The 24680-nt window shown below is 70.2% G+C and carries 26 protein-coding genes and 1 pseudogene; 18 read left to right on the forward strand and 9 right to left on the reverse strand.

Annotated features, from left to right (window positions below):
- Positions 1-294: 294 nt before the first annotated feature.
- The gene (locus tag ACFQS9_RS02485; RefSeq protein ID WP_378401210.1) at positions 295-1188 is read left to right on the forward strand and encodes an Ig-like domain-containing protein; all 894 of its coding nucleotides are present in this window, start codon (positions 295-297) and stop codon (positions 1186-1188) included.
- Between the two features lie 340 nt (positions 1189-1528).
- Here the strand turns inward: ACFQS9_RS02485 and ACFQS9_RS02490 are convergent, their stop codons facing one another.
- The 6 genes from ACFQS9_RS02490 to ACFQS9_RS02515 form a co-directional block, all read right to left on the reverse strand.
- Positions 1529-2197: a signal peptidase I gene (locus tag ACFQS9_RS02490; RefSeq protein ID WP_378401211.1), complete on the reverse strand. Its 669-nt coding sequence runs from the start codon at positions 2195-2197 to the stop codon at positions 1529-1531.
- The gene (locus ACFQS9_RS02495; protein ID WP_378401213.1) at positions 2194-2745 is read right to left on the reverse strand and encodes a hypothetical protein; all 552 of its coding nucleotides are present in this window, start codon (positions 2743-2745) and stop codon (positions 2194-2196) included. The genes ACFQS9_RS02490 and ACFQS9_RS02495 overlap by 4 nt, the downstream gene beginning before the upstream one ends.
- Positions 2746-2750: 5 nt before the next feature.
- Positions 2751-3272 (reverse strand): alternate-type signal peptide domain-containing protein, encoded by a 522-nt coding sequence (locus tag ACFQS9_RS02500; protein WP_378401215.1) that lies wholly within the window; start codon positions 3270-3272, stop codon positions 2751-2753.
- A 72-nt stretch (positions 3273-3344) separates the two neighbouring features.
- A complete protein-coding gene (locus tag ACFQS9_RS02505) occupies positions 3345-5084 on the reverse strand; it encodes a signal peptidase I (RefSeq protein WP_378401217.1) in 1740 nt (579 codons plus the stop codon).
- Positions 5085-5091: 7 nt separating this feature from the next.
- On the reverse strand, positions 5092-5703 hold the full coding sequence (locus ACFQS9_RS02510) for a SipW-dependent-type signal peptide-containing protein (protein WP_378401219.1): 612 nt from the start codon (positions 5701-5703) through the stop codon (positions 5092-5094).
- A gap of 156 nt (positions 5704-5859) precedes the next feature.
- Complete coding sequence (locus ACFQS9_RS02515; protein WP_378401221.1) at positions 5860-6381, reverse strand: alternate-type signal peptide domain-containing protein; 522 nt, start codon at positions 6379-6381, stop codon at positions 5860-5862.
- 639 nt (positions 6382-7020) lie between these two features.
- Here ACFQS9_RS02515 and ACFQS9_RS02520 point away from each other — a divergent pair.
- From ACFQS9_RS02520 to ACFQS9_RS02545, 6 genes and pseudogenes are all read left to right on the forward strand, one after another.
- Entirely contained in the window at positions 7021-7629 is a 609-nt protein-coding gene (locus tag ACFQS9_RS02520; RefSeq protein ID WP_378401604.1) for a helix-turn-helix transcriptional regulator, read from the forward strand.
- The gene (locus tag ACFQS9_RS02525; protein ID WP_378401223.1) at positions 7626-8813 is read left to right on the forward strand and encodes a sensor histidine kinase; all 1188 of its coding nucleotides are present in this window, start codon (positions 7626-7628) and stop codon (positions 8811-8813) included. The genes ACFQS9_RS02520 and ACFQS9_RS02525 overlap by 4 nt, the downstream gene beginning before the upstream one ends.
- Positions 8810-9853, forward strand: coding sequence for a hypothetical protein (locus ACFQS9_RS02530; RefSeq protein ID WP_378401225.1), 1044 nt, complete (start codon positions 8810-8812; stop codon positions 9851-9853). The genes ACFQS9_RS02525 and ACFQS9_RS02530 overlap by 4 nt, the downstream gene beginning before the upstream one ends.
- Before the next feature lie 199 nt (positions 9854-10052).
- Positions 10053-10283: pseudogene (locus ACFQS9_RS02535) on the forward strand (LuxR C-terminal-related transcriptional regulator); the annotation flags it as partial.
- A 25-nt stretch (positions 10284-10308) separates the two neighbouring features.
- On the forward strand, positions 10309-11490 hold the full coding sequence (locus ACFQS9_RS02540; protein WP_378401227.1) for an ATP-binding protein: 1182 nt from the start codon (positions 10309-10311) through the stop codon (positions 11488-11490).
- The gene (locus tag ACFQS9_RS02545; RefSeq protein ID WP_378401229.1) at positions 11487-12554 is read left to right on the forward strand and encodes a hypothetical protein; all 1068 of its coding nucleotides are present in this window, start codon (positions 11487-11489) and stop codon (positions 12552-12554) included. The genes ACFQS9_RS02540 and ACFQS9_RS02545 overlap by 4 nt, the downstream gene beginning before the upstream one ends.
- Positions 12555-12591: 37 nt before the next feature.
- On the opposite strand, the gene ACFQS9_RS02550 is transcribed toward ACFQS9_RS02545, so the two are convergent.
- Complete coding sequence (locus tag ACFQS9_RS02550; RefSeq protein ID WP_378401231.1) at positions 12592-13353, reverse strand: SDR family NAD(P)-dependent oxidoreductase; 762 nt, start codon at positions 13351-13353, stop codon at positions 12592-12594.
- Between the two features lie 170 nt (positions 13354-13523).
- On the opposite strand from ACFQS9_RS02550, the gene ACFQS9_RS02555 reads away from it, so the two are divergent.
- The 11 genes from ACFQS9_RS02555 to ACFQS9_RS02605 all read left to right on the forward strand — a co-directional run bounded on the left by ACFQS9_RS02555 (position 13524) and on the right by ACFQS9_RS02605 (position 23676).
- Positions 13524-14246 (forward strand): FadR/GntR family transcriptional regulator, encoded by a 723-nt coding sequence (locus ACFQS9_RS02555; protein WP_378401233.1) that lies wholly within the window; start codon positions 13524-13526, stop codon positions 14244-14246.
- Positions 14243-14923, forward strand: coding sequence for a sterol desaturase family protein (locus tag ACFQS9_RS02560; RefSeq protein ID WP_378401235.1), 681 nt, complete (start codon positions 14243-14245; stop codon positions 14921-14923). The genes ACFQS9_RS02555 and ACFQS9_RS02560 overlap by 4 nt, the downstream gene beginning before the upstream one ends.
- A gap of 184 nt (positions 14924-15107) precedes the next feature.
- Positions 15108-15959, forward strand: a complete 852-nt coding sequence (locus tag ACFQS9_RS02565) for a 3-hydroxybutyryl-CoA dehydrogenase (RefSeq protein ID WP_378401236.1) — start codon at positions 15108-15110, stop codon at positions 15957-15959.
- An 86-nt stretch (positions 15960-16045) separates the two neighbouring features.
- Complete coding sequence (locus ACFQS9_RS02570) at positions 16046-16720, forward strand: hypothetical protein (protein WP_378401239.1); 675 nt, start codon at positions 16046-16048, stop codon at positions 16718-16720.
- Between the two features lie 18 nt (positions 16721-16738).
- Positions 16739-18202, forward strand: coding sequence for an MFS transporter (locus ACFQS9_RS02575; RefSeq protein ID WP_378401240.1), 1464 nt, complete (start codon positions 16739-16741; stop codon positions 18200-18202).
- 101 nt (positions 18203-18303) lie between these two features.
- Entirely contained in the window at positions 18304-18711 is a 408-nt protein-coding gene (locus tag ACFQS9_RS02580; protein WP_378401242.1) for a hypothetical protein, read from the forward strand.
- Between the two features lie 102 nt (positions 18712-18813).
- On the forward strand, positions 18814-19587 hold the full coding sequence (locus ACFQS9_RS02585) for a VOC family protein (RefSeq protein ID WP_378401244.1): 774 nt from the start codon (positions 18814-18816) through the stop codon (positions 19585-19587).
- Between the two features lie 18 nt (positions 19588-19605).
- A complete protein-coding gene (locus tag ACFQS9_RS02590; protein ID WP_378401246.1) occupies positions 19606-20193 on the forward strand; it encodes a TIGR03086 family metal-binding protein in 588 nt (195 codons plus the stop codon).
- Positions 20194-20195: 2 nt separating this feature from the next.
- Entirely contained in the window at positions 20196-21908 is a 1713-nt protein-coding gene (gene ilvD / locus ACFQS9_RS02595) for a dihydroxy-acid dehydratase (RefSeq protein ID WP_378401248.1), read from the forward strand.
- Complete coding sequence (locus tag ACFQS9_RS02600; RefSeq protein ID WP_378401250.1) at positions 21901-22941, forward strand: adenylate/guanylate cyclase domain-containing protein; 1041 nt, start codon at positions 21901-21903, stop codon at positions 22939-22941. The genes ilvD and ACFQS9_RS02600 overlap by 8 nt, the downstream gene beginning before the upstream one ends.
- Before the next feature lie 69 nt (positions 22942-23010).
- Positions 23011-23676, forward strand: coding sequence for a GNAT family N-acetyltransferase (locus ACFQS9_RS02605; protein WP_378401252.1), 666 nt, complete (start codon positions 23011-23013; stop codon positions 23674-23676).
- A 36-nt stretch (positions 23677-23712) separates the two neighbouring features.
- Here the strand turns inward: ACFQS9_RS02605 and ACFQS9_RS02610 are convergent, their stop codons facing one another.
- Both ACFQS9_RS02610 and ACFQS9_RS02615 read right to left on the reverse strand, forming a co-directional pair.
- Positions 23713-24210 carry a DUF2871 domain-containing protein gene (locus tag ACFQS9_RS02610; RefSeq protein WP_378401254.1) on the reverse strand — a complete coding sequence of 166 codons (498 nt, stop codon included), beginning with the start codon at positions 24208-24210 and terminating at the stop codon, positions 23713-23715.
- A 31-nt stretch (positions 24211-24241) separates the two neighbouring features.
- Positions 24242-24610 carry a DUF4267 domain-containing protein gene (locus tag ACFQS9_RS02615; RefSeq protein WP_378401256.1) on the reverse strand — a complete coding sequence of 123 codons (369 nt, stop codon included), beginning with the start codon at positions 24608-24610 and terminating at the stop codon, positions 24242-24244.
- Between the last annotated feature and the right edge of the window lie 70 nt (positions 24611-24680).

Below are 24680 nucleotides of genomic sequence, written 5' to 3' on the forward strand. Positions count from 1 at the left end.
GATCGGAGAAGTCGCCTGGCGCGGTGGGGCGTGCCCCGCGGGACTAGCGGCGACTTCGGTAGGTACTCGGAGGTTGGCTCTTCACGGCAAGCCACACCTCCTCTTCCCTCGACTCAACTGGACCTCGACACCTTACTCCCTTGCGGGCGACTTCGGCACACGAGCGCGCGTTTCACCCGCCGGGGCGGCGCGACGCGCACCCATGTCCTTCGTTTGTCCATAGTTGGACCGCCAACAAGATTCTTTGGCTCAAATCTGGACGCTTGGGTCACTCGCGGCACTAGGCTGCGCGCCATGACCACAACCATCAGCGCACCAGGCGGCCTCAAGCGGCTGACCACTGCCTTCGGCGGCGCGATTCTTGCACTGTTCCTGGCAGCGTTCGGTGCACTGATGACGCCGGCCGCGGCCCATGCCGACGCCGACACCCTCCAGTACTCCGGGGACAACTCGACCTGGGGCGACATGTCCCAGATCCCCGACTTCCAGGGCGAGCTGATCCCGGGCGGCGAGCTCACGACCACCTTCTGGGCCAAGAACCCGACCAGCCAGGGCGGGACCCTCCAGGTCTACCTGGGCAACTGGACCAAGACCGCCCCGGACATGCAGGCGTACGTGCGGGTGGAGATCAACGACGCCTCCGGCGACATCGTGGACCTGACCAACAACCTGGCCACCCCCGGCACCGAACTCAAGGCGACCCACGTCGGTCCCGGCCAGACCGCGAAGGTGATGCTCGTGGTCGGCATGCCCGCCGACGCCGGCAACGAGTCGCAGAACCAGTCCGTCAGCCCGGACTTCGCCCTCGACTTCGAACTCGACGCTGAAGCGGTCGCCACCACCACCACCCTGACCGGCCCCGCGACCGCCACCACCACCACCTCGTTCGAACTGACCGCCACCGTCGCCCCCGCAGGCGCCACCGGCACGGTCCAGTTCAAGGACAACGGCGTCAACATCGGTAACGCGGTGCCGCTGACCGACGGTGTCGCCAAGCGGACGCAGATCCTGGCGGCCCCGGGCGCGCACAGCATCACCGCCGTCTACAACGGCGCCGACGGCTTCATCGCCTCCACCTCCGAGGTCCTCACGGTCACCGTCACCGCCACCCCGGTCGAGCCCGGCACGGGTTCGGCTGGATCCTCCTCCGGCTCGCTCGGCGACCTGGGCAGCATCTTCGGCTCGTAATCGACTGGAGCATCACCGAAAAACGCCCCTCACCGCAACGGTGGGGGGCGTTTTCGTGCGTGCGACACCCCGGGGCGCCCGGCCGTCTCGACAATGCCTGGCGCGGTACGCACACCCGTTGACAAGATCGCACCCCTTCTGGCGGCACAAGGTGGGTGCGTTCTTGTCAGAGGGTGTGCGGCGGTTAAGGCGAGGGTGGGAGCCCGTACGCCACCGCCTGTGTGTCCTCGCCAAAGGCGGCGCGATCTCCCCGGCTCCGTCGGCGTCGCCCACGCAAGTCCGCCGAACGCAGAAGGCCGCCGACGGGACGATCCCATCGACGGCCTCTAGCGAGTCGGCACTACCAGCGTGAACCGCCGTTCGTTCGACGGTGGGCGGACCTCGATACCGCGGCGCCGGGATCCACGGCCTGGAGCACGACGGTATCGGCATTGTCTGTGTCGACCTCGGGCACATCGTCGCGGGGCCGCCCCCTCTCCCGGAAGGCCCCGACGAACATGAAGGCGGCATAGACAAAGAGGCCGCCGACCACGATCGTGATCATCAGCGCCCGCTGCTTGCCCGTGATCAGGCTGTTGACGTACCCCATGTACGGCACGCTGTACCAGACCTTGCCCCGAACCTGCTCCGGGACAATGGGATTGTCCGGCGATGGGTTCGCGTCGCCCTGGGTGACGAAGGTCGTCTCGCCCTGCGAGTTCTGCCGCACCATGATGATGCGGTGGGTGACCACCTCGGGGTTCCCGGACTCCTTCTGGAAGGTGATCGCGTCGCCCGCGACGAGCGCCGCCGGGTCCTCCGGCTTGACCACGATCAGCGTGCCCGGCGGGTAGGTGGGGCGCATCGAGCCGGTGAGCACGGTGTAGGGCGTCGACCCGGTCAGCCGAGGGATGACGATCGTCAACGCCAGGATCGCCAGGACCACGAGCAGCAGCAGCCAGGAGACGATGCTCTTGACCCACCCCCACACGCTGGTGTCCTGATCGACGCCCTGCACCGCATGACTCATCGGGATTCGGCCGCGAACGTGAACGTCACCGACGTGCTGGTGCTGTGCGGCGCGTCAGCGCCGATGGTGGCCCGCATGCACAGCACCTCGCCGGCGCCCGGCTCCACCGAGCGCCACTGCGGGGCCGCCGGTGCCTGTGCCCCGATCATCGGGCCGTTGTAGAGCTCGGTGGCGCCGGTGGGGTCACCCTGCGCGGGACAGGCGGCCTCGGACGCGACCGCGGACACGGTGAGCGTCATCGGCATGGCGGCCGAGGACTGCGCCGCGTTCTGCAGTCGATACTTCATCAGCACGTCGCCGGAGTTGTGGATCGGCACCGGCGCCTGGGCGTACCCGCCCGGGCCCATGTTCGCCCCCGCCAACGCGGTGAAAGGGTAGTCCGTGGCGCCCCCCTGGCCCACCGAGAGATCCAGAACGCCCGAGTGGATCGTTCCTGCATCGAGGGTCTCGGACTTGCTCCACAGTGCTCCGGTCTGCTGGCCCGACAGCAACGCGACTCCCGCCACGGCCGCGCCGACGAGCACCACCCAACGAGTCTTGTTCGACATGGCGACTACACCTGCTTCAGAGTGACGTTGAAGTTGGACAGATTGATCTGGGCGGTCTGGGCAACGGCGCCCGAGGTCGCCGGCTGGAAGGTGAATATCACCTTCACATCGACGATCTTCCCGTTCTGCGCCGGGGTGACCACCGCGCCGCCGGCGCCGGTCGGCAGCGGGACCCCGTTGACGGTGGCGGTGACCGAGGTCGCCATCGCCGCCTTGAGCGCCGGGTCCCCGGTGATGGTGGCATTGTCCACGGACAGGTTCGCCCGCAGGTTGGTGCCCTTCGCCGTGATCTTGAAGCTCCCGGTGTAGGTGACGGTGTCGCCGGGCACCGCGCGGAAGTCGGTGATCGCGACCGAGCCGTGCTGGTCCTTCCAGTTGGGCGTGCCGCTCTGGGTCAGAGCCAGGCCGCCCGAGCCCACCGCTCCGCCGCCGATCCCGCCGCCGCCGGTGAACGCGGCCATGCTGCCCGCGCCCCCCGCGAGCAGGACGGTCGCCGCCCCCGCCGCGATCGCCCCCTTCGTCCTCATGTTCATCTCGTGCTCAGCTTTCGTCGGACCCCTTGCAGGGCAGAGGAATACGGCAACATGGCTCTGCTTCTCTTACCTTGCGACCAGTGCCGCGACCTCGGCCGGCACCGTGTCGGACGACGGGTCGACGTCCTTCTGCGAACCCGTGGCCGCGTCCACGACGGACAGCTTGGTGCCGTCGACGATCCACAGCTGGTCCGAGTCGGCAGCCCACTGCGCGATCGCCTTCGTCCCGACCGAGGTGGTGAACACCTGCGCACCGGACTTGTCGGTGATCGTCGCCGACGTGCCGCTCACCGCGGCCGAGTACTTGCCCGATGCCGAGGCGTTCGCCATGGTCAGCCCGCCGGACGGGGCGTCGGCAGGCGCGGCGACCGCCTCGGTCGTGGTGGTCGGCGCCGGAGCAGTGGTCGTGGATTCCGTTGTCGTCGTCGACTTCTCGGCCGGGGTGGTGGTCGGCGCCGTCGTGGTGGTTGTGGTCGGCGCTGTGGTGGTGGTCGCCGTCGCACTCGCGCTCGGTGCGGTCGTGCTCGTGGTGGTGGTCGGGGCCGCGGACGTCGAGGTGGCCGTGGCGGAGGTCGCCGTGGTCGTGGTCGGCGCCGTCGTCGTCGACGGGGCGGGCGCGGCCATCCGAGCCGCCGCGACCTCGGCGCCACCGCCGCTCGGGGCGGTCAGCGAGGTCTGGTCGCCGCCGCCCACGTGTGCACCGTTGCACCAGGCGGTCCAAATAGTGCTTGAGTAGATCTTTTCGCCGATCCACGACGTGCCGGTCACGCCGTTGCGGATGGTCCGGACCTCGACGTACGAAGTCGTTGCGGTCTTGTAGATGTTGTTGTAGGTGCTGATGTTGAGGGTGACGGTATCGCCCTTGTTCGCCGGGATCGACGGTGCCACCGTACTGCTGTACGCGTTGATCAACTGCACCTGGTAGGTGTATCCGGGACCGAGGTGCTCCCACCTCAGGGTCTGGCCGCTGTTGCCCGACGCTGTGGTGCAGCCGAGGTACTTGGGTGCCGGGACCAGCGTGCTCCGCGAGGCGAACGAGCTCGCCGCGCCGGCGGTGTCGGTGAATGCGGCACTCGTTCCCGCGGTCGTCCCGACCAGCGCGACGAGGCTCAGTGCTCCGGCCGCCATCGCCGTCCGCGCGGGCATCCGGCGGCGCATCGAGAAGCGCGGCGCGCGGAACTGTTCGGTCGGCGCCTCGAACTCGCTGTGCGCGTGCGCAGCCGGCTGCTCGATCGCCTCGTGCGACCCGGGTTCGCCTCCGCCACCGTTGCCGGCATCGGAGTCCGAGTCATCGTCCTTGCGCTTGGCCGAGGGCCCGAACGCGAGCACCATCACGCCACCGACGAGCGCGCCGCCGAGGAAGATCGCCGCGGGCGATGACAGCCACGCCACCGCGTAACCGAGACCGGGGACGCTGAAGAACACCCGGTCCGCCTCCGTCACCGTGTACGGCGAGATGTCGGCGTCCTTGTTCGCATCACCCTTGAGGATGAGCACCGACGTGGACCCGTCGGAGGAGACGATCTCCTTGACGCGGTGGGTGATCCGGACGCCCTGCTCGTTCACGACGCTGACCACATCGCCCACCGCGAGGTCCGCGGCCGGGGTGGACTTCGACAGGGCGAGGGCGCCGGTGGGGATGTCGGGGGACATGGAACCGGACCGGAAGAGCAGCGGCTTGATGCCGAAGAAGAACGACATTGCGGCGACCAGCACGCAGATCAGGCCGGCGACGGCGCCGACGTTGAGGGCGATCTCACGCCCGCGGGAACGGCCGGACGCGGGCGAGTTCGTGTGAATGTCCATGGCGCACTCAGGCCGTCGTCGCGTTGAAGTTGAAGGAGGTGTTGACCGTCTGGTTCTGGACGGACACCGGTGCGGCCGCGTCGAGGGTCACCTGGAAGCACAGCGTCTCGCTGGCACCGTTGGCCAGCGTGCGCGCCGTCGGGATCAGGTTTGCGGCACCGCCCGAGGTGAGGGGGAGGTGGTTCGCGATCACCGTGCCGCCGCTGCATGCGGTGCCGTTCGAAGTGCCGGTGGAGACGAGCACCTTCAGCTGCGGCGCGAGCACCGACGAGGTGGAGTTGGCGACCATCGAGTACTTGAACGGGACCGTGCCGGTGTTCTGCACCGGAAGCGTCGCCGCCACCGAATCACCCGGCATCATGCCGGTCTTGGTCAGGTTCGCGAACGCGTACGCACCCGGATTGCCCTGGTTGCCGTTGAGCTGCAGGTCGACCGACCCCGTCGAGAACACCCCCGAGGTGGCGGTCGCGGAGTCGCTCCACGCGGCAAGGGTGCCGATCGCGCCCAGCCCCAACACGATCCCCAGCGACGCGATCGCCCGCGGCTTACCGCCCGACATCAGCTCGCGTGCCCGGGCAGCGAACCCCGAGCGCGAACCGGAAACCTCATGACGAGACATTCAATGTGCCTTTCCTGCTCGTAAAACTGGGCGCCGCGCGGCGCGGGAGAAGATCTGGTGTGTGACGGAATCGCCGTGGTAGCCCGCGGATGCGCCGGCCGGGAGGGGCCGGCGCACCCGCGGGAGTCGGTAACGCGCCGTATCAGCGGGGCGTGCCTAGTTCTGCTGCAGCTTGACGGCGAAGTTGGACAGGTTGACGGTCTGCCCCTGCGCGGTCGTGCCCGTGGTGGTGTCGTCGAAGGTGAACTTCACCTTGACATTGACGGTGTTGCCGTCGTTGGCCGAGGTGATGGTCCCTCCGGCCAGCGGGGTGCTGCCGATGGACGCTTCGGTTTCCTGATCGAGAGCGGCGAGGAGCTCGGCGCCACCGGTGATCGTCGCGGGGTCGGCCGTCAGGGTCGCGGTCAGGTTCTTGCCCTTCGCGCCCACCGTAAAGCTCGCGTTGTAGACGACGACATCGCCTGGCACGGCCTTGAACTGAGCGATGTCAGCGATTGCGGTGCCGTCGCCCTCGGTCCAGCCCGTGGAGCCCGTCTGGGTCAGCGAGAGGGTACCGGAGTTGACCGCGCCGCCGCCGACGGTCTGCGAGGAGTTCCACGCGGCCATGGTGCCCGCGCCACCGGCGAGGAGGAGTGCGGCCGCACCGGCGGCGATGGCGCCCTTGGTCTGCTTGTTCATGTAGTTGCTCAGCTTTCGTCGGACCCCCGTCGGGAGAGGGTCAGGGAGAGTCGGTGATCGGATCTGGTTACGTGCGCCCGGTCGGGTGGGCTCGGTTTCGTACATCCGTGCTCGGTCAGAGGGTCGCGACATCGGCACTGGTTCGCCGGCATAGACGGGCGTCTGAGCCGGTAACCGGTTCGCGATTCAACGTGTTTATCACAACGATGGGCGCGATTTGTGGGCTTTCAGGACATCTGTCCAAATGATCTTGAACAGGTGTCCAAATGCCATTCCATAAACGCGTACAGCAGGGCCAGATCCATCGCCTACCAGTGAATATCCGTTACACATATGAACTGAACGGCTGTCCATCATTTGGCGGATACCGGGTCGAGAACGAAATACGTAATGTGATTTCATTCGGCATGGAATGGTGGATATCGGCTGTCGAACACCGACAGCCCCATCGAGCCCGTGGTAGTCCGGGCCGGCTGTTAACGTCACCCGCAGCCTGCCCGATACCGCGATAGGCATGGTGCCGAGAACCCCGGTGCGAGGAGCACATTGACCGAGAATTCGTCGTACGCAGGCGGCCTCCCCCTGGCCGAACCGGGCCCGCGCCGGATCGGCATCGTCGAGGACCACGAATCCGTCGTGATGGGCCTCGAGGCGATGCTGGCCGATCAACCGGACCTGGTCATCGCGGTTTCGGCACCCACCGTGCCCGAGTTGCTCGCACAAGGCGCCGATCTGGACCTCGTGATCCTGGACCTTCGGCTCTCCGACGGCTCCTCCCCCAAGTCGAACGTCGAGCAACTCCGGGCGGCCGGCCTGGAGACCCTGGTGTTCACGGGAGCCGAGAATCCCTACCTGGTGCGGCTGGCCGCGAAGGCCGGGGTGCTCGGGGTACTGCGCAAGTCCGAGCCCACCGCGACCGTCATCGCCGCCATCACCGCGGCCGCGAACGGCGAACAGGTGGTGACCACCGAATGGGCCGCCGCGATCGACGGCGACCCCGGACTGCACGACGTCGGCCTCAGTCCACGCCAACGAGACGTGCTCGCGCTCTACGCCTCTGGCGAGAAGGCGGCCCGTGTCGCCAGCCTGACCGGCCTGGCCCCGCATACCGTCAACGACTACCTGGCCCGGATCCGGGCGAAGTACGCGGAGGCCGGCAGGCCCGCCCGGACCAAGACGGATCTGTACAAGCGGGCGGTCGAGGACGGTTGGCTGCCGCCGCCGCTGCTGCATCCCGGCCACCCATGACCACACCGGCGGACGATCGGCGACGCGAGTCCGCCGATCACATCTCCCGGATGGTCGCGCGCTTGATCAGCGCCGGCTACGCCGTCTACCTGATCCTGCTGTTGCCCGCCGTGACCTCGATGGCGCCGCGGATGGACGCGTGGTGGACCCCGGTCACGGTGGCCGCCGTGTACGGGTCCGGGCTGCTGCCCGGGTTGCTCTCGCTCCGCCACGACACCCGCCCGATGCGTATCGCCTCCGGGGTCGCGGCAACGGCCTTCCTGGTCGCGGTGTTCAGCTGGCCCCTGGCCTGGAACGGCCCGCCCCTCCCGAGCGGCGAGATCCTGTGGTTGGCCACCTTTCCCGGCTTGGCCAGCCTCGCCGTCGCCACGACGTGGCCGACCTGGATCATGTTCGTGCACTTGGTGATCGGATGTGTCTCCGTCCAGATCGTCAATTTCGCCGCGCACGAGGACGCCCCCCGGGCACTGCTGCTCCCCGAGATCACATTCGCCATCATGTTCTGCACGCTCTTCGTGGGAGCCGCGGTCATGGCGCTGCGCACCGCCCGGGTCCTCGATGCCACCACCGACTCCACCCACGCCGCGGCCGCGGCCGCCGCCGCTCGTCGCGCCCGCACCGTCGAGCGGGAACGGTTCGACGCGCTGATCCACGATGGCGTGATGTCCACCCTGCTGGCCGCGTCCCGGCAGGGCGCGACGCCCGCGGTCAGCCTCCTCGCGGCCAGGACGCTCCGCCAGCTCGACGCCCTGCGCGACGGGCCGGAACCACAGGAGCGGTTCGGCTGCGACGAGACACTCTCGCATCTTCGCGCCGCGGCGACCGACGTGGACGAGGGGATCACCTTTCGGGTCGAAAAACAGGATGGTGCAGAGACTCTCACCATGCCGGCCGAGGCGGCCCGCGCCCTCGCCGCCGCCCAGGCCGAGGCGCTGCGCAACAGCTGGCGGCACGCGGGCGAGTCCGTCACACGCTCCGTGGACGTCTCCGTGACAGGGGACGGGATCGCCGTGCTGGTCGCCGACGACGGACGGGGCTTCGATCCCGGCGCGGTGCCCGCCCATCGGCTCGGTGTGTCGGTGAGCATCCGGGGACGGATGCGTCAGCTCGACGGCGGAACCGCCCGGATCGTGACCGCGCCGGGAGCCGGCACCCGGGTGTACCTGGACTGGAGCGCACCGTGACCGCCCAACCCGGCACCCGGGACGTGCGCGAGCTGCTCGGGCTGCACACACGCGGGGCCAAGGCCCTCGTCGCCGCGTACGTGCTGACCTTCCTGCTGGTCTCCCTCAGCACGAGTCCCGGACCCGATGCGGTGGTGGCGGAGCTGACGGCCTGGCTCGTCGTCAGCGCCGGGGCGGTCACCCTCGTCCGAATCGCGGGGGACCCCTTGCCATTCCGGCCGGCCGTGGCGCTGACCCTCGCCGGTGCGATCGCCCTCAACCTGGTGTTGCCCGTCCTCCCGGTCCCGATCGACGGGCTCCTGCAGACCTGGCCGCTGGGGGCGGGCACGGCGATCCTGGCGTACCTGTGCGTGCGCGGCCGGATCGCGCTGGGCTGGCTCGGCATGGCCGCGATGCTCGCCAGCTGCGCGTTGTGGGCGATGCGCACCGGGCAGGGCGCCGGCTACGGGCTGGGCATGTCGGCGATCAACATGGCGCCGCTGCTGATGGCCACCTTCGTCGCATACACGGTCCGCCCGTCGGCGAAGGCGATCTTCGAGCTCCGCGAGCAGACCACCCGCCGCATCGCCGCCGAGGCCGCCGACGCCGCCGTGCTCGAGGAACGCGACCGGCAGCTGCGGCGCCTCGACGAGCTGGCCCGGCCCCTGCTCGATCGCATCGCCACCGGCGTCGACCTGGACGAGCACGAGCGGATCGCGTGCCGGCTGCTCGAGGCACATCTACGCGACATCCTGCGCGCGCCGGGGCTTTCCGACCCCGCCGTCGCCGCGGCGGCCCGCGCCGCCCGCGGCCGGGGGGTCGAGGTGATCCTGCTCGACGACCGCGGTGCGGACGACGCGGTGGGCGATGCGCCGCAGGGGCTCCTCGGCATGGTGGCGGCCGAACTCGCCGCGGCCTCCGACGGGGCAGTGACGGTGCGCGTCCTGCCGCCCGGCAGGAGCGCGATGGCGACGGTACTCGCGAGCGGCACCGACCGGGTGCGACGCACCGAGTTCGGCCACGGCGGGCGCGCCGCGGACGCCGAAGCTTCGCTCGGCTAACCATGCCCCTCGTTCTGCGGGCAGGGAACTGCCGTCTCGGCAGATCACGTTCCACCCCCTAGCCTCGGATCCGCAAGGAGGGCTCGCGACGAGGGGTCGAGCCCTCGACCAGCCGCGTCCGCCCGGGGGTCATGAGATGAGAACCGCAGTCGACGAACAACACGAGTACGCGCCCGCGGTGCGAGCGGAATCGCGCAGCCTGCGCCGTCCGTCGCTCTCGCCCCGCGAGGTCGAGGTGCTGCTCCGGTGGCTGCGCTGCGATTCGAAGAACGCCGTCGCCGCCGACCTCTATCTGTCCGTCGGCACCGTCAACACCCACCTCGCACGCATCCGCGCCAAGTACAACCAGGTGGGACGCTCGGCCCCGACCAAGGCCGCCCTGGTCGCCCGCGCCGTGCAGGACGAGTTGATCTCGCTCGACGAACTGTGATGCCGCCGCGGCGGGAGCGACACCGATGACGGTGCGCGGCAGGCCGATCGGCACCGCCGAGGAGAGGATCATCCGCAGTTTCGCCCGCTTCCTCAGCGCGGGCGCCCTGCTGTTCGGCCTGCTGCTCGCACCGTCGATCGTCGCCCAGTCACGGGCACTCGCGCCGTGGTGGACGCCGCTCGCCGTGGTGCTCGTCTTCGGCCCCCTGCTCGCCCTGTGGCCGGCCAGCTTCGCCCCCGACCTGCGGTGGGTCCACCGGTTGGGAGCACTGGCCGCGGGCACCTACCTCCTGGCGGGGCTCGGCTGGCTGATCGCGCTGCAGGACCCGCTGCCGCCGACCCGCGACGTGTGGCTGTCGACCTTCCCCGGCCTGGTGACCATGGCTGCGGCCCTGGGCTGGCGGCCCGCGCTGAGTGTGGCGTACCTCGTGGTCAGCGCCTGCCTGGCGGAGACACTCCGGCACCTCTCCCGGACGGCGCCACCGGGCCCATGGCTGCCCGACGCCTTCAACCTCGTGATGTTCTGCAGCCTGTTCGTGCTGGCGACGATCACCGCGGTGGAGACCGGGCGCACCCTCGACCGCGCCATCGTCACCGCGAAGCGCCAGTCCGCCGCGACCGCCGCGGTCGCGGCACGGGACGTCGAACGCAAGCGCTTCGACGCCCTCATCCACGACCGCGTGATGTCGACGCTGCTCGGCATCTCCCGGCACGGCAACACCGGGCAGCTCAGCGAGCAGTCGGGCATCGCGCTGAGCGAACTCGATCGGCTGCGGACGAGCGATGTGGCCACCGAGGACCTGGAGATCGACGCCGCGGTCGCGATGATCCGCACCGCCCTGGTCGACGTCGACGAGGATGTCGCCGTCGACGTCGAGGTTCGGGTCGCGTCGCGGACCGTCCCCCGGGAGGCGATCCGCGCCGTGGCCGCCGCCGCGGCCGAGGCACTGCGAAACAGCCTGCGGCACGCCGACCGTCCGGACCGGGCCGTCGACCGGCTGGTCCTCGTCGACGCGGACGCCGAGGGTCTGCGGGTGATGGTCGCCGACAACGGGCGCGGATTCGACCCGGACCGGGTTCCGCCCTACCGCCTGGGGATCGGCGTGAGCATCCGGGCACGGATGGCCGCGGTCACCGGCTGCACCTCGGAGATCCGGTCGACTCCTGACCTCGGCACCCAGGTGACACTCCGTTGGGCGGCAGCATGACCCGCGCCCCGTCGCGAGATGTGCGCGAGCTGCTCGGCATGGACCGGCCGGCCGCGAGGGTGGTCGTCGCGCTGTTCTGCCTGAGCTTCACCCTGCGTGCCCTCACCGACCTCGACGGCGTGCACCACGTCTGGCCCATCGTGTTGGCGGCCGCCCTGCTGACCGCCGCCGCGGTCGTCATCATCGCCGTCCCCGGCGACCCGATGCCGATCGTCCCCACCCTCGCGCTGACCGCCGTCGGGCCCCTCGCGTGCGCCCTGGTGCTGTGGCAGCTGCCGGTGCCCGGCTGGACCGTCGACGACACCTGGCAGCTGCGCGCGGTGACCGCGGTGCTGACCTACATGTCCGTGCGCGGCAGGGCCTTTCACGCGTGCATCGGCGCCGCGCTGATGGTGCTCGCCTGCGGCCTCTGGAGCGAGAGCACCGGTCAGGGTTGGGGCGCGGGGCTGCGGATGGCCTCCCTCAACCTGGCCCCGGTGCTGATGTCGGCGATCTTCGCCGTCACCGTCCTGCCCGTCGGCTACGCGGTGTTCAGGCTGCGCGAGCAGGAGTCCGAACGGGCCGCGGACGAGGCGATGACGCATGCCGTGCTGCGCGAACGCGACTCCCAGCTCGGCCGCCTGGACGTGCTGGCCCGGCCGATCCTCGAACGATCCGCGGACGGGGCCGAGTTCGACGCCGAATCGCGCGGGGAATGCGGACTGGTGGAGGAGCGCTTGCGCGACACCCTCCGCGCTCCCCTGCTCGCCTCCGACGAGGGGGTCAGCCGCGCCGTGGACGGCGCCAGAAGGCGTGGCGCCAAGGTGATCCTGCTCGACGACGGCGGCCTCCGTGACGGACCGCGGGCCCTCGTGTCCCGGCTGCACAGCGAGCTGATCGACGCCCTGCACGAGGTCACGGGTGGGACGTTGACCGCCCGGGTGCTCCCGCCGGGCCGGGACACCGCGGCCACCATCGTGTCCGAGGACGGCGCGCGGGTCAGTCGCGTCGAGCTCGGCCACGACGGTCGGGTGCGGATCGAGGTCCGGCACGGTGGCATGCGCGAGATCGTTCCCCAGCGATAGCCCGGCGCGCACCAAGGGCACCGCTGCGCCGGTCCGATCAGGTGATGGTGAGCCCGCCGTCGACCGGAATCGTCTGCCCGGTGACGTACGCGGCCGCGTCGGAGGCCAGCCAGACGAGGGTGGCGGCGAGCTCCTCCGGGTCGCCGATCCGGCCGAGCACCAGCCGCGGCGCCATGCTGTCGAGGTACCCGTCCTGGTAGGCGTCGGTCATCTCCGACTTGAAGAAGCCCGGCGCGATCGCGTTCACCCGGATGCCCTTTCGGGTGCCCCACTGCTGGGCAAGGTCGCGGGTCAGTCCGATCAGCCCGGCCTTGCTGGCGGCGTAGGCGGCCTGCGGCAGTCCCGCGGTGGTGAGTCCGAGCACGCTGGAGATGTTGATGATCGCCGACCCCGGCGCCATCACCCGGCCGCAGGCCTGCGCCGCCCAGTAGGCACCGTTGAGGTTGATGTCGATCACCTGCCGGAACTGCTCCGGTGTCTCCCGTGTCGCGGGGTGCGCGGTGCCGATCCCGGCGTTGTTGACCAGCACGTCCACCCGGCCGAAGCGCTCCACCGCGGCGTCGACCATGCGCTGGGCCTGATCCGGATCGGCGACGTCGGTCGACACGCACAGCGCCTCCCTGCCGACGCCGCGCACCATTTCGGCTGTCCGCTCGAGCTTGTCGACGCGTCGGGCCGCGAGCACGACGTCGGCGCCGGCCTCCGCGCAGGCGACCGCGAAGGCGACCCCGAGCCCCGACGAGGCCCCGGTCACCACGACCACCTTGTTGTCCAGCCGGAACCTGTCCAGGATCCCCATGGTCTTCTCCTTGTGTTCGGACGCCGGCGACACGAGGGCCTGCCGGCCTCCCCAGACAAATCTAAGCGTTTGCTTATTTCTACCACGGCACCGGCGGGCCCATCGCGACGGAACCGCGAGTACTGGTCTGACCACTTGACCACTGACCACTCGGGGCCTACCGTCGAGCCATGGCCTTCGACCCGATCGTGCGGCAGTCCGCATCAGGCGCCGTGTTCGAGCAGATCTCCGCCCGCGTCCTCGGCGGCGAGCTCGCCGCCGGCGATTCGCTGCCGAGCGAGCGTCACCTGGCGCAGGTACTCGGCGTCTCCAGGCCCGCCGTCCGGGAGGCGCTCCAGAAGCTCTCGCACGCCGGGCTGGTGGAGGTGCGGCAGGGGGATTCGACGTCCGTCCGGGACTTCCGGCGCCACGGCGGCCCCGAGTTGCTGCCGAGCCTCCTGATCCGCGGCGGTCAGCCGGACTGGGCGGTGGTTCGCAGCGTCCTCGAGGCCCGCGCGATGATCGGCGCGCAGGTCGCGCGGCTGGTGGCCACCCGGTCCGGGCCCGAACTGACCGAGCAACTGCGGGACACCGTTCGCGCGCTCGGCGCCGACGACGACCCGGTCGGCCGCCAGCGGCACGCGCTGAACTTCTGGGAATGCGTGGTCGACGGCGCCGATTCCCTCGCGTTCCGCCTCATCTTCAACAGCCTGCGGCAGGCCTACGAGCCCACGATGGCCGCGCTCGGCGAGGTGATGAAAGCCGAAGTGGGCCAAACGGATGCCTACCTCCGCCTCGCCGACGCCATCGCCGCGCACGACGAGGACGCCGCGGAGCGGGCGGCGGTCGAACTCCTGGAACTGGGCACCACCGCGATCAGCACCGTCATCGACAACCTGGAGGGAACGTCATGAGCACGACCGCACGATCCACGCGAGGCAGGAAATCCGTCGACCTGCGTGCCGCGGGCGCGGAGTTCTGGCGGCACCCCTCCCCGTGGATGATCTCGGCGATGCTGGTGGCCGCCCTGGTCTGTCGGCTCGTCGTCGGCGACTGGCAGCCGAGCGACGCCGTGACGCCGCTCGTCATGCTGGCCGCGTTCCCCTTCGTCGAATGGACCATTCACGTCTGCATCCTGCATTGGCGGCCGAAGCGTGTCGCCGGAATGACCCTCGACTCGCTCCTGGCCCGGAGCCACCGAGAGCACCACGCCGACCCCCGCGACGTGCCGCTGATCTTCATCCCCTGGCAGACGCTGGTCTGGCTGATCCCGGTGTTGACCGCGCTGGCGCTGTTCGCCTTCCCCCGGACCGGACTCGCGCTGACCTTCCTCACGGTGCTCGGCGCGATCGGGCTCGTGTACGAGTGGACGCACTACCTGATCCACAGCGACTACCGCCCAAAATCTCGTATCTATCATGCGATCTGGCTCAACCACCGGCAGCACCACTACAAGAACGAGCACTACTGGTTCACCGTGACCACCTCCGGCACCGCCGACCGGATCCTGCACACCTACCCCGATGTCAAGCAGGTGCCCACCTCGCCCACGGCGAAGAACCTGCACGCGGGCGCGGGGCACGGAGCCTGAGACCACCGACCTCGCGGTCGTGGGGGCGCCAGGGAACATCGCCTTCGCCGCGGACCTGCCCCGGGACCCCCACCGGGATGCTCCTCAATCAAGTACCAGCTACGGTCCGGCGCTGCGGCCGCTACCCGCGGGTAGCAGAATGACCCCGAGACAAGACGACCGACACGCGTTTGGAGAGATGACAGTGGAGCTAGTCGGAGTGATCGGTGGCGGCACCATGGGTGCCGGCATCGCAGAGGTGTGCGCCAAGGCCGGGAGCTCGGTTCTCGTCCTGGAGACCAAGCAGGAGTTCGCGGACGCCGCGCAGGCCAGGATCGCGACGTCGATCGGCCGTGGCGTCGCCAAGGGCAAGATCACCCAGGAAGAGGCGGACGCCGCGATCGCGCGGGTGCGCGTGACCCTCGACATCGAGGAGTTCGCGGACCGTGACCTGGTCATCGAGGCCGCCCCCGAGATCGAGTCGCTGAAGTACGAGATCTTCGGCAAGCTCGACAAGATCGTCAAGCCGTCCGGCATCCTGGCGACCAACACCTCCTCGATCCCCGTCATCAAGGTCGCGGGCGCCACCCAGCGCCCCGAGCAGGTCGTCGGCGTGCACTTCTTCAACCCGGTGCCGGTGATGCCGCTGGTGGAGATCATCTCCACGCTGGTGACCTCCCCCGAGGCCGCCAAGGCCGTCACCGACTACGCCAAGAACACCCTGCGCAAGACCACCGTGCAGGCCGGCGACCGCTCGGGCTTCATCGTCAACGCGCTGCTCATCCCGTACCTCACCTCCGCGATCCGGATGCTCGAGTCCGGCTACGCCACCGCCGAGGACATCGACGCGGCCATGAAGGGCGGCTGCGGCTACCCGATGGGCCCGCTCACGCTGCTCGACACCGTCGGCCTCGACGTCACGCTGGCCGCGGCGGAATCGCTGTACGCCGAGTTCGCCGAGCCGCACTACGCCCCGCCCGCGCTGCTGCGCCGGATGGTCGAGGCGGGTCGCCTCGGCAAGAAGTCGGGCCGCGGCTTCTACGAGTACAGCAAGTAGGCGCTTCGCGCCTGTGCGCGGTTGACGAGTCCCTGGACTCATCAACCGCGCACGGGCGGCGCAGCCGCCTAACGAGGGAGGCAACGATGACTCTGCTGATACCCGGCCGATTCAACGGCCCGGACACCTCCGGCAACGGCGGCTACGTCGCCGGCCTGCTCGCCGCCACCCTCGGCCCGGGACCGGTCACCGTCTCGCTGCGCCGCCCGCCGCCGCTCGACACCCCGATGGATGTGGCCACCGCGGACGGTCGATCCGTCGCGCAGGACGCCGACGGTGCCATCGCCGAGGCCCGAATCGCCGCCGCCGAGGAGGAGCTGCCGCGGGTGCACGCGGTCGACCTGTCCGCCGCCCGGGCGGCGGCCGAGCGGTTCCCCGGCCACGTCAGTCACCCGTTCCCGCGCTGCTTCGTGTGCGGCAGCGCCCGCGACCGCGGCGACGGCCTGCGGCTGTTCTCGGGGCCGCTCGACGACGGGCGCTCCGCGTGCGTCTGGCACGTCGAACCCGACGTCGCCGGGCAGGCGGAGTTCGTGTGGGCCGCACTCGACTGCCCCGGCGCGTGGACCGCGCACGACAAGATGCCGATGGTGCTCGGCTCGATCACCGGACTGGTCTCGGCGCTGCCCGAACCCGACGAGGACTGCGTCGTCCTCGGCGAGTTCCTCGGCACCGAACGTCGCAAGGTGTGGACCGCGACCACCGCGTACGGGTCGGACGGCCGCGAACTCGGCCGCGCACACGCCACGTGGATCAGGATCTAGCGGCGTAGCGTTCGGCGCATGGACGCGCTGGGTGCGACGGTCCGACTGCGCTCGACCAAGGGCCGCTGGGTGGTGCTCGCGACGGTCCTCGGCTCCGCGCTGGCCATGCTCGACGCCACCGTCGTCAACGTGGCGCTGCCGCGGATCGGCGAGGACCTCGACACCGACGTCGCCGGACTGCAGTGGGTCCTGAGCGGGTACACCCTCACCCTGGCCTCCCTGATCCTGCTGGCAGGCGCGCTCGGCGACCGACTCGGCAGACGCAAGGTGTTCATCTGGGGCACCGTCTGGTTCGCCGCCGCCTCGCTGCTGTGCGGGCTGGCCCCCAACATCGAACTGCTGGTGCTCGCCCGGATCCTGCAGGGCATCGGCGCCGCCCTCCTCACCCCCGGCAGCCTGGCCCTGCTGTCCGCCGCCATCGACCCCGACGACCGGGGCGCGGCGATCGGGCTGTGGTCCGGGCTCGGCGGGGTCGCCGGCGCGATCGGTCCGCTGCTCGGCGGCTGGATCGTCGAGGTGTCGAGCTGGCGCGTGGTGTTCCTGATCAACCTCCCGCTCGCGGCCGCGGTGGTGTGGGTGGCCGCGCGGCACGTCCCGGAGAGCCGCGACCCCCACGCGCACGGCCGGCTCGACGTGCTCGGCGCCGCGCTCGCCGCCCTCGCCCTCGGCGCGCTGACCTTCGGCCTGATCGGCGGGCGGTGGGCGCCGGTCGTCCTCGGGATGCTGCTGTTCGCGGCGTTCGTCGTGGTCGAGCGGCGCTCCGACAATCCGCTGGTACCGCCGTCACTCTTCCGCTCGCGGGTCTTCGTCGCCGCGAACCTGGTGACCCTGGCCGTGTATGCCGCGCTGGGCGGGGTCTTCTTCCTCCTGGTGCTGCAGCTGCAGCTCGCGGCCGGCTACTCGCCGCTGGCCTCCGGCCTGGCCACCCTGCCGATCACCGCCCTGATGCTGGTGCTCTCGTCGCGGGCGGGCCGCTTCGCCCAGCACCACGGGCCGCGACTACTGATGACGGTCGGGCCGCTGCTCGCCGCCGCGGGCCTACTGCTGATGCTGCGGATCGGTCCGGACGCCTCCTACCTGACGGACGTGCTGCCGGGGGTCGTCGTCTTCGGGCTCGGTCTGTCCGCACTGGTGGCGCCGCTGACCGCCGCGGTGCTCACCTCGGTGTCGACCGATCGGGCCGGGATCGCGTCGGGGGTGAACAACGCGATCGCGCGGAGCAGCCAGCTGCTCGCCGTCGCCGCGCTGCCCGGGCTGGCCGGGATCGCAGGCGCGGACTTCGCCGATCCGGAGGCCTTTACGCGCGGTTTCGACGTGGCGATGCTGATCTGCGCCGTCCTGTTGGTGCTCGGCGCGGTCCTCGCCGCCGCCATGATCCCGGCCGGGGTACCGGCGGTGGTCGACGAGGAGTCGGTGGCCTGCCGACCGCACTGCGACATCTCCGCTCCCGCCGTGCAACCGGAGCCGGCGGCCCGGTCCTGAGTCCGGACGGCCCGCGGCGCGAATCCGTCGGCTGCGCGTGCTTGGATGTCATGCGGCCGACTCCGGTCGCCGTCCTCCGTCAAGAGAGAGTGAGAGTGTCGATGCCCCGGTCCCGGCGAATCCTGACAGCGGGCCTGTGCGCGGCCGCCTGCGCAATCGCGTTGTCCGCGTGCAGCGCTCAGGACATGGAGGGCGCGGTGTCGCAGCTCTCGGCGAGCGCGCAGCGGGCGCTGGACGACTCCGCCGCCGCCCGCGAGATCCTGAACGCGGACAGCGGGATCGCCGCCGCGTCCGCGGCCTGCCGGCTCTACGCCGGGTGGGAGGGACTGCAGGCCGACGTACGGTCCGCGCTCGCCCCGGCCCTGACCACACAGCTCGAGCGGTACGCCACCGATGCCGATCCGGCGGTGTCCTCGGTGGTGCAGCTGACGGTCGCGCTCGTCAACGGCGGCGTCGACACGAACCAGACCGTGGTCGCGAATCTGCGGGAGGCCTGCCGGGCCATCTGACGGCGGCTCGATTCGGGCGGGGTTGCCTCTTCCCAAACGTCGCGGGTGCTGGAACCGTGGTCGGTGGGGCGTCGCAGCCCGCACCGACCGAGAGGAGCAGCAATGCCCACCCGTTCGAGCTACAAGCAGGGGACCCCGAGCTGGGTCGACCTGTCCACCACCGATCCCGAGGCCGCGAAGGTCTTCTACGCCCGGCTCTTCGGCTGGGAATTCGAGGACATGCCGACGCCCGACGGCGGCACCTACTCGATGGCCACGTTGCGAGGCCAGTACGTCGCGGCGGCCTCCGCGATGCCGCCCGACGTCCCCGAGGACCTGCCGCCGGTGTGGAACACCTACCTGGCGGTCGACGACGTCGACGCGGCCACCGCCAGGGCGACGGCCGCGGGGGGTCAGGTGCTGACCGGTCCCTTCGACATCGACCCGTCGGGGCGGATGTCGTACGTCGTCGATCCGTCCGGCGCCGCGGTCGGCCTGTGGCAGGCCGGAACCCACATCGGCGCAGGCCTGGTCAACGAGGCGGGCACGCTGATCTGGAACGAGCTGGTCACCCCCACACCGGAGAAGGCGCTGCCGTTCTACGAGGCGGTGGTCGGCCTGACCGGCAACACCGGGGCCATGGAGGGATACACGATCCTGCAGGTCGGCGAGGATCAGGTCGGCGGCTGCACCGCCCCACCCAGCCCGGACCTGCCCGCCTACTGGCACGTCTACTTCGCGGTCGAGAACACCGACGCCACCGTCGCCGAGGCCAAGAACCTCGGGGGCAGGGTGCTCGCCGAGCCGTTCGACGTGCCCGAGGTCGGCCGAATTGCCGTGGTCGCGGATCCGCAGGGAGCAGTCTTCAGCGTGATCAAGCCACCGGCCGGGCAGTGAGAACCGGAGAAGCCTGAGATGGCACTGGGTTGGCTCGAATTGCTACGCCGGTCTCATCGGGAGTTCTCGGCCCGGGTGGATGCTGTCACCGATTGGTCCGCGCCGACCCCCGATACCGATTGGGACACCGCCCAATTGGTGCGGCACGTCACCGTCGAGCAGCAGTGGGTGCCGCCGCTGCTCGGCGGTCTGGAACTGACCGAGGCAGAGGCGCACGTCCATCCGCTCGGCGACGACCTGGTCGCGGAGTGGCACCGCTACTCCGGCCTGGCGGCCGCGGCCTGGGAGGTCGCGCCCCCGTCGACCATGGTCCACCTGTCCTATGGCACTGTGCCGATCGAGCGGTACCTGCGCGAGCAGGTCTTCGATGTCACCGTGCACAGCTGGGACCTCGCCCGGGCGGCCGGGCTGGACGAGAGCCTCGATCCCGACCTGGTCGCCGCCGTCTGGGAGGACGCGGACGCCCAGCGCGAGATGCTGAGCGCCACAGGATTGTTCGACCCTCCCGTCCCCGTGCCGGACGACGCCCCGCTCCAGGTGCGGCTCCTGGCCCTGACGGGACGCGATGCCCGTTCCGCGCCCACGCCGGACCCGACCGGAGGATGATGATGACCGTGCCCGACGACCCGAACGCCCCCGACATCAAGCCCCGCAGCCGCGATGTCACCGACGGCCTCGAGAAGACCGCCGCCCGCGGCATGCTGCGTGCGGTGGGCATGGGCGACGCCGACTGGGGTAAGTCCCAGATCGGGGTCGCATCGTCCTGGAACGAGATCACCCCCTGCAACCTCTCGCTCGACCGACTCGCCAAGGCCTGCAAGGACGGCGTGTTCGCGGGCGGCGGCTATCCCCTCGAGTTCGGCACCATCTCGGTCTCGGACGGAATCTCGATGGGGCACGAGGGCATGCACTTCTCGCTGGTCTCCCGCGAGGTCATCGCCGACAGCGTCGAGACGGTGATGCAGGCCGAGCGTCTCGACGGCTCGGTGCTGCTCGCCGGCTGCGACAAGTCGCTGCCGGGGATGTTGATGGCCGCGGCCCGGCTCGACCTGGCCAGCGTGTTCCTCTACGCCGGCTCGATCCTGCCCGGGATCGCGAAGTTGTCCGACGGCAGTGAGCGCGAGGTGACGATCATCGATGCGTTCGAGGCGGTCGGGGCGTGTTCACGTGGGCTGATGAGCCGCGCGGACGTGGATGCCATCGAGCGGGCCATCTGTCCCGGCGAGGGCGCCTGCGGCGGGATGTACACGGCCAACACCATGGCCAGCGCGGCCGAGGCGATGGGAATGTCGCTGCCGGGCAGCGCTGCCCCGCCCGCCACCGACCGGCGCCGAGATGGCTACGCCCGGCGCAGCGGCGAGGCGGTGGTGGAGCTGCTCCGGCGCGGGATCACCACCTCGGACATCATCACGAAGGAGTCGCTGGAGAACGCGATCGCCGTGGTGATGGCCTTCGGCGGCTCCACCAACGCGGTCCTGCACCTGCTGGCGATCGCGCACGAGGCGAACGTCGAGCTGAGCCTGGATGACTTCGCCCGCGTCGGCGCCCGTGTCCCGCACCTGGCCGACGTGAAACCCTTTGGCAAGCATGTGATGACGGACATCGATCGCATCGGCGGGGTGCCGGTGATGATGAAGGCGTTGCTCGACGCGGGGCTGCTGCACGGCGACTGCCTGACGGTCACCGGGCGCACCGTGGCGGAGAACCTCGCCGACATCGCCCCTCCCGACCCCGACGGCAAGGTCGTCCGGGCCATGGACACACCCATCCATCCGACCGGGGGCATCACGATCCTGCACGGGTCGCTGGCGCCGGGCGGCGCGGTGGTCAAGTCGGCCGGCTTCGAGTCCGACGTGTTCACCGGCACTGCACGGGTTTTCGATCGCGAACGGGCGGCACTCGACGCCCTCGAGGACGGCACCATCACCGCGGGCGACGCGGTCGTGATCCGGTACGAGGGCCCCAAGGGTGGTCCCGGTATGCGCGAGATGCTCGCGATCACCGCGGCCATCAAGGGTGCCGGCCTGGGCAAGGACGTGCTGCTGCTCACCGACGGGCGGTTCTCCGGGGGTACCACCGGGCTGTGTGTCGGGCACGTGGCGCCCGAGGCCGTCGACGGCGGCCCGATCGCGTTCGTGCGCGACGGCGACCGGATCCGGCTCGACGTGGCATCGGGCCGACTGGACGTGGTGGTCGAGGAGGCCGAGCTGACGCGTCGGGCAGAGGGCTGGTCGCCGCTGCCACCGCGCTACACCCGGGGAGTGCTGGCCAAGTACTCGAAGCTGGTCGGCTCGGCGTCGCGCGGAGCCGTGTGTGGCTGAGGACGCGGCGGGCGCCCGGCCGGCCACACCGGAGTTCGCGCTGGTCCAGGCCGAGGTGGAGAAGAACCTGCTCGGCGGCGACGTCAAGTACACGCGCGCGCAGGCGACCGCGGCGGCAGGCGTGCCGCTCGAACGCGCGCAACGGCTCTGGGTGGCGATGGGCTTCGCGGTGGACTCGAACCCGGACACGCCGATGTTCACCGATGTGGACGTCGACGCACTGCGCACCATCACCTCGCTGGTCGACATGGGAATCATCGACGCCGAGCTGGAGGTGCCGGTTACCCGCGCGCTGGGTCAGTCCTTCGCGCGGCTGGCGGAGTGGCAGCTCGGGCTGCTCAACAGCCACATCCTCGACCGGGTGAAGCAGGCGGGCGGATCCGATCAGGCCGACGTGCTCGCCGTCGCGGCGCAGGCGACCCTGGTCGCCGAACAGATGCTGCCCGCGCTGGAGAAGCTGCAGTCGTACGTGTGGCGCAGGCATCTGGCCTCCAGCGCCGCCCGTTTCCTCGACAGCGCGGGCGAGGGGTCCGACAGCCGCACCCTCGTGATCGGATTCGCGGACATGGTCGGGTACACCAGCCTGACCCGGCGCATCGACATCGACGAACTGACCCGCCTGCTCGAGGACTTCGAGTCGACCGCGATGACGGTGATCAACCAGGGGCGCGGTTGGGTGATCAAGAACCTCGGCGACGAGGTGATGTTCGCGGTCGAGGACCCCGCCGACGCCGCCCGGATCGCGCTCGCCCTGCAGGACGCCGCCCTCGCGACCTCTGATCTGCCCGCGCTGCGGGTGGGCCTGGCCATGGGCACGGTCCTGCTGAGGTTCGGCGACGTGTACGGATCCGTGGTGAACATCGCTGCACGCCTGACCAGTTCGGCCCGCCCCGGTGCGGTACTCGTCGACGCCACGCTCGCGGCCGCACTGGAGACCGACGACGACGTCTCGCTCCGGTCGCTCCGGTCGCTGCGGGTGCGGGGGTTCAGCCGGCTCAAGGCGTACGCGCTGCGGCGGGCGCGCGACGCCTGAACCAGACCGACGCCGAGCGTCAAATCTGTATTCACCGGCCCGTCACCTCAGGCCTGCACACTGCGGCCCATGCCAGCAGTACGACCCCCGGTTGCGCCCCTCCGCGGCCGGTACATCAGTCTCGAACCCCTCTCTCCCGCAGACCTTCCCGAGCTCCGCACGGCGATCGCACACCCCCGGGTGTTCGCGGGCGGCTTCGGCGGCGGCAGCGCGGGCTACCGGGCCGACCGGGCCGACCGGGCCGACTTCCTGGCCTGGGCGGGCGAGTACCTGCAGTTCGGCCGCTGCAACGTCTACGGGGTCCGGATCCGCGGTGGCGCGCACGACGGCGCCCTCGTCGGCACCACCTCCCTCGGCGACTTCGACGAGGCCACCGAATCCGCCCACATCGGCTGGACCGCCTACGACCCCCGGGTCTGGGGCAGCGCGGTCAATCCCGAGGCAAAGCTCCTACTGTTCGGGCTCGCCTTCGAGAGCGGCTTCGGACGGGTCAAGATCCAGGCGGACGCCGCGAACGTCCGCTCACGCTCGGCCATCGAGCGCCTCGGCGCCGTGCTCGAGGGCGTGCACAGGCGGGACAAGCGGAGAGCGGACGGCGCGTGGCGTGACACCGCGATCTACTCGGTGCTCCGGACGGAATGGCCTGCCGTCCGGTCGGGTCTGCACGCGCGGCTCGATGCGCTCGGGGGCGAACCCATCTGCTACCGGAACGCCGACGAACCGGTGAGCGCCTGACCTGGTCGCGGAAACCGTGGGCACGGGCGTGGGCGGTCAGGCCGACGCCGGCACGGTCTCCCGGTCCACGGACCCCGGCCTCGCGGGCTCGTTGAGTCGCTTGCCGAGCAGAATGAACAGCAGGATGAGCCCGACCGTGAGGACGATGTGGCCCAGGCCGGCGACCAACGACACCGCCTCTGGGACATCGTTGCCGAGCACTGTCTGGGTCCCACGGAAGACCATCGCCAGGACGGTGACCGCTATGCCCGTGTTGTAGAACCAGAAGAAGTACGTGAATTGTCGCGCCCCGGACAGGTTGAACTGCTTGTCGAGGGCGAGCACGATGAGGAAGCCCAGCATGCCCAGGGTGAGCAGGTGGGTGTGCACGACCGACAGCTGGGTGTCACCCTCGAATTCGTTGATCTTGGTGATCTCCCGGTAGTACAGCCCGGAGAGCACTCCGAGGATCATGTAGATGTGCGCCGCGTGGTAGGACTTTCGCATCTTCGCGCTCGCCCGGCCCGGTTCCACGGTGTGGTGCTGATCGGTCATCGCATTCCCTTTCGTTGCAGTGGGTTTCGCCTCAGGCGATCAGCAGTCCGGCGGCGGCGATCATCGCGACCGCGGTCGCCCCGTGGATTCCGTACGCGGCCTTGCGATCACCCCGGTTGGACAGGATGACCAGCATGTCGCCGAACGGAATGACGGCGAGCACCAACATGAGGAGGGCGAGCTGGTCGCGCGCGGCGAAGGTGAAGACGATCACCAGCAGGCCGGAGGCGATGTCGCGAACGCCCTTGATCTGCCACCAGGCTCGGGCGTCCGGCGCCGGACTGGTGGGCAGCCCGAACCCCGCGGCGTTCTTCGCGCTCTTCGCCAGGTAGGCCGCACCGATGACGATGATCCCGAGTGCCACGATCCAGCTGATGACGAGTCCGATCCAGGTCAACATCGCAGAGCCTTTCGTTTGTAGTGTTTCTATCGACGTTAGGTTACTTATGGCTGAATGTCTATCGGTGTTA

The sequence above is a fragment of the Rhodococcus daqingensis genome, assembly GCF_042665615.1.
GTDB classification, from domain to species: Bacteria; Actinomycetota; Actinomycetes; order Mycobacteriales; family Mycobacteriaceae; genus Rhodococcus_G; species Rhodococcus_G daqingensis.

Coding starts and splice junctions, on each gene's coding strand:
- ACFQS9_RS02485 (WP_378401210.1), top strand. CDS start 295: ATGACCACAACCATCAGCGCACCAGGCGGCCTCAAGCGGCTGACCACT.
- ACFQS9_RS02490 (WP_378401211.1), bottom strand. CDS start 2,197: ATGAGTCATGCGGTGCAGGGCGTCGATCAGGACACCAGCGTGTGGGGG.
- ACFQS9_RS02495 (WP_378401213.1), bottom strand. CDS start 2,745: ATGTCGAACAAGACTCGTTGGGTGGTGCTCGTCGGCGCGGCCGTGGCG.
- ACFQS9_RS02500 (WP_378401215.1), bottom strand. CDS start 3,272: ATGAGGACGAAGGGGGCGATCGCGGCGGGGGCGGCGACCGTCCTGCTC.
- ACFQS9_RS02505 (WP_378401217.1), bottom strand. CDS start 5,084: ATGGACATTCACACGAACTCGCCCGCGTCCGGCCGTTCCCGCGGGCGT.
- ACFQS9_RS02510 (WP_378401219.1), bottom strand. CDS start 5,703: ATGTCTCGTCATGAGGTTTCCGGTTCGCGCTCGGGGTTCGCTGCCCGG.
- ACFQS9_RS02515 (WP_378401221.1), bottom strand. CDS start 6,381: ATGAACAAGCAGACCAAGGGCGCCATCGCCGCCGGTGCGGCCGCACTC.
- ACFQS9_RS02520 (WP_378401604.1), top strand. CDS start 7,021: ATGGGCCTCGAGGCGATGCTGGCCGATCAACCGGACCTGGTCATCGCG.
- ACFQS9_RS02525 (WP_378401223.1), top strand. CDS start 7,626: ATGACCACACCGGCGGACGATCGGCGACGCGAGTCCGCCGATCACATC.
- ACFQS9_RS02540 (WP_378401227.1), top strand. CDS start 10,309: ATGACGGTGCGCGGCAGGCCGATCGGCACCGCCGAGGAGAGGATCATC.
- ACFQS9_RS02545 (WP_378401229.1), top strand. CDS start 11,487: ATGACCCGCGCCCCGTCGCGAGATGTGCGCGAGCTGCTCGGCATGGAC.
- ACFQS9_RS02550 (WP_378401231.1), bottom strand. CDS start 13,353: ATGGGGATCCTGGACAGGTTCCGGCTGGACAACAAGGTGGTCGTGGTG.
- ACFQS9_RS02555 (WP_378401233.1), top strand. CDS start 13,524: ATGGCCTTCGACCCGATCGTGCGGCAGTCCGCATCAGGCGCCGTGTTC.
- ACFQS9_RS02560 (WP_378401235.1), top strand. CDS start 14,243: ATGAGCACGACCGCACGATCCACGCGAGGCAGGAAATCCGTCGACCTG.
- ACFQS9_RS02570 (WP_378401239.1), top strand. CDS start 16,046: ATGACTCTGCTGATACCCGGCCGATTCAACGGCCCGGACACCTCCGGC.
- ACFQS9_RS02575 (WP_378401240.1), top strand. CDS start 16,739: ATGGACGCGCTGGGTGCGACGGTCCGACTGCGCTCGACCAAGGGCCGC.
- ACFQS9_RS02580 (WP_378401242.1), top strand. CDS start 18,304: ATGCCCCGGTCCCGGCGAATCCTGACAGCGGGCCTGTGCGCGGCCGCC.
- ACFQS9_RS02585 (WP_378401244.1), top strand. CDS start 18,814: ATGCCCACCCGTTCGAGCTACAAGCAGGGGACCCCGAGCTGGGTCGAC.
- ACFQS9_RS02590 (WP_378401246.1), top strand. CDS start 19,606: ATGGCACTGGGTTGGCTCGAATTGCTACGCCGGTCTCATCGGGAGTTC.
- ilvD (WP_378401248.1), top strand. CDS start 20,196: ATGACCGTGCCCGACGACCCGAACGCCCCCGACATCAAGCCCCGCAGC.
- ACFQS9_RS02605 (WP_378401252.1), top strand. CDS start 23,011: ATGCCAGCAGTACGACCCCCGGTTGCGCCCCTCCGCGGCCGGTACATC.
- ACFQS9_RS02610 (WP_378401254.1), bottom strand. CDS start 24,210: ATGACCGATCAGCACCACACCGTGGAACCGGGCCGGGCGAGCGCGAAG.
- ACFQS9_RS02615 (WP_378401256.1), bottom strand. CDS start 24,610: ATGTTGACCTGGATCGGACTCGTCATCAGCTGGATCGTGGCACTCGGG.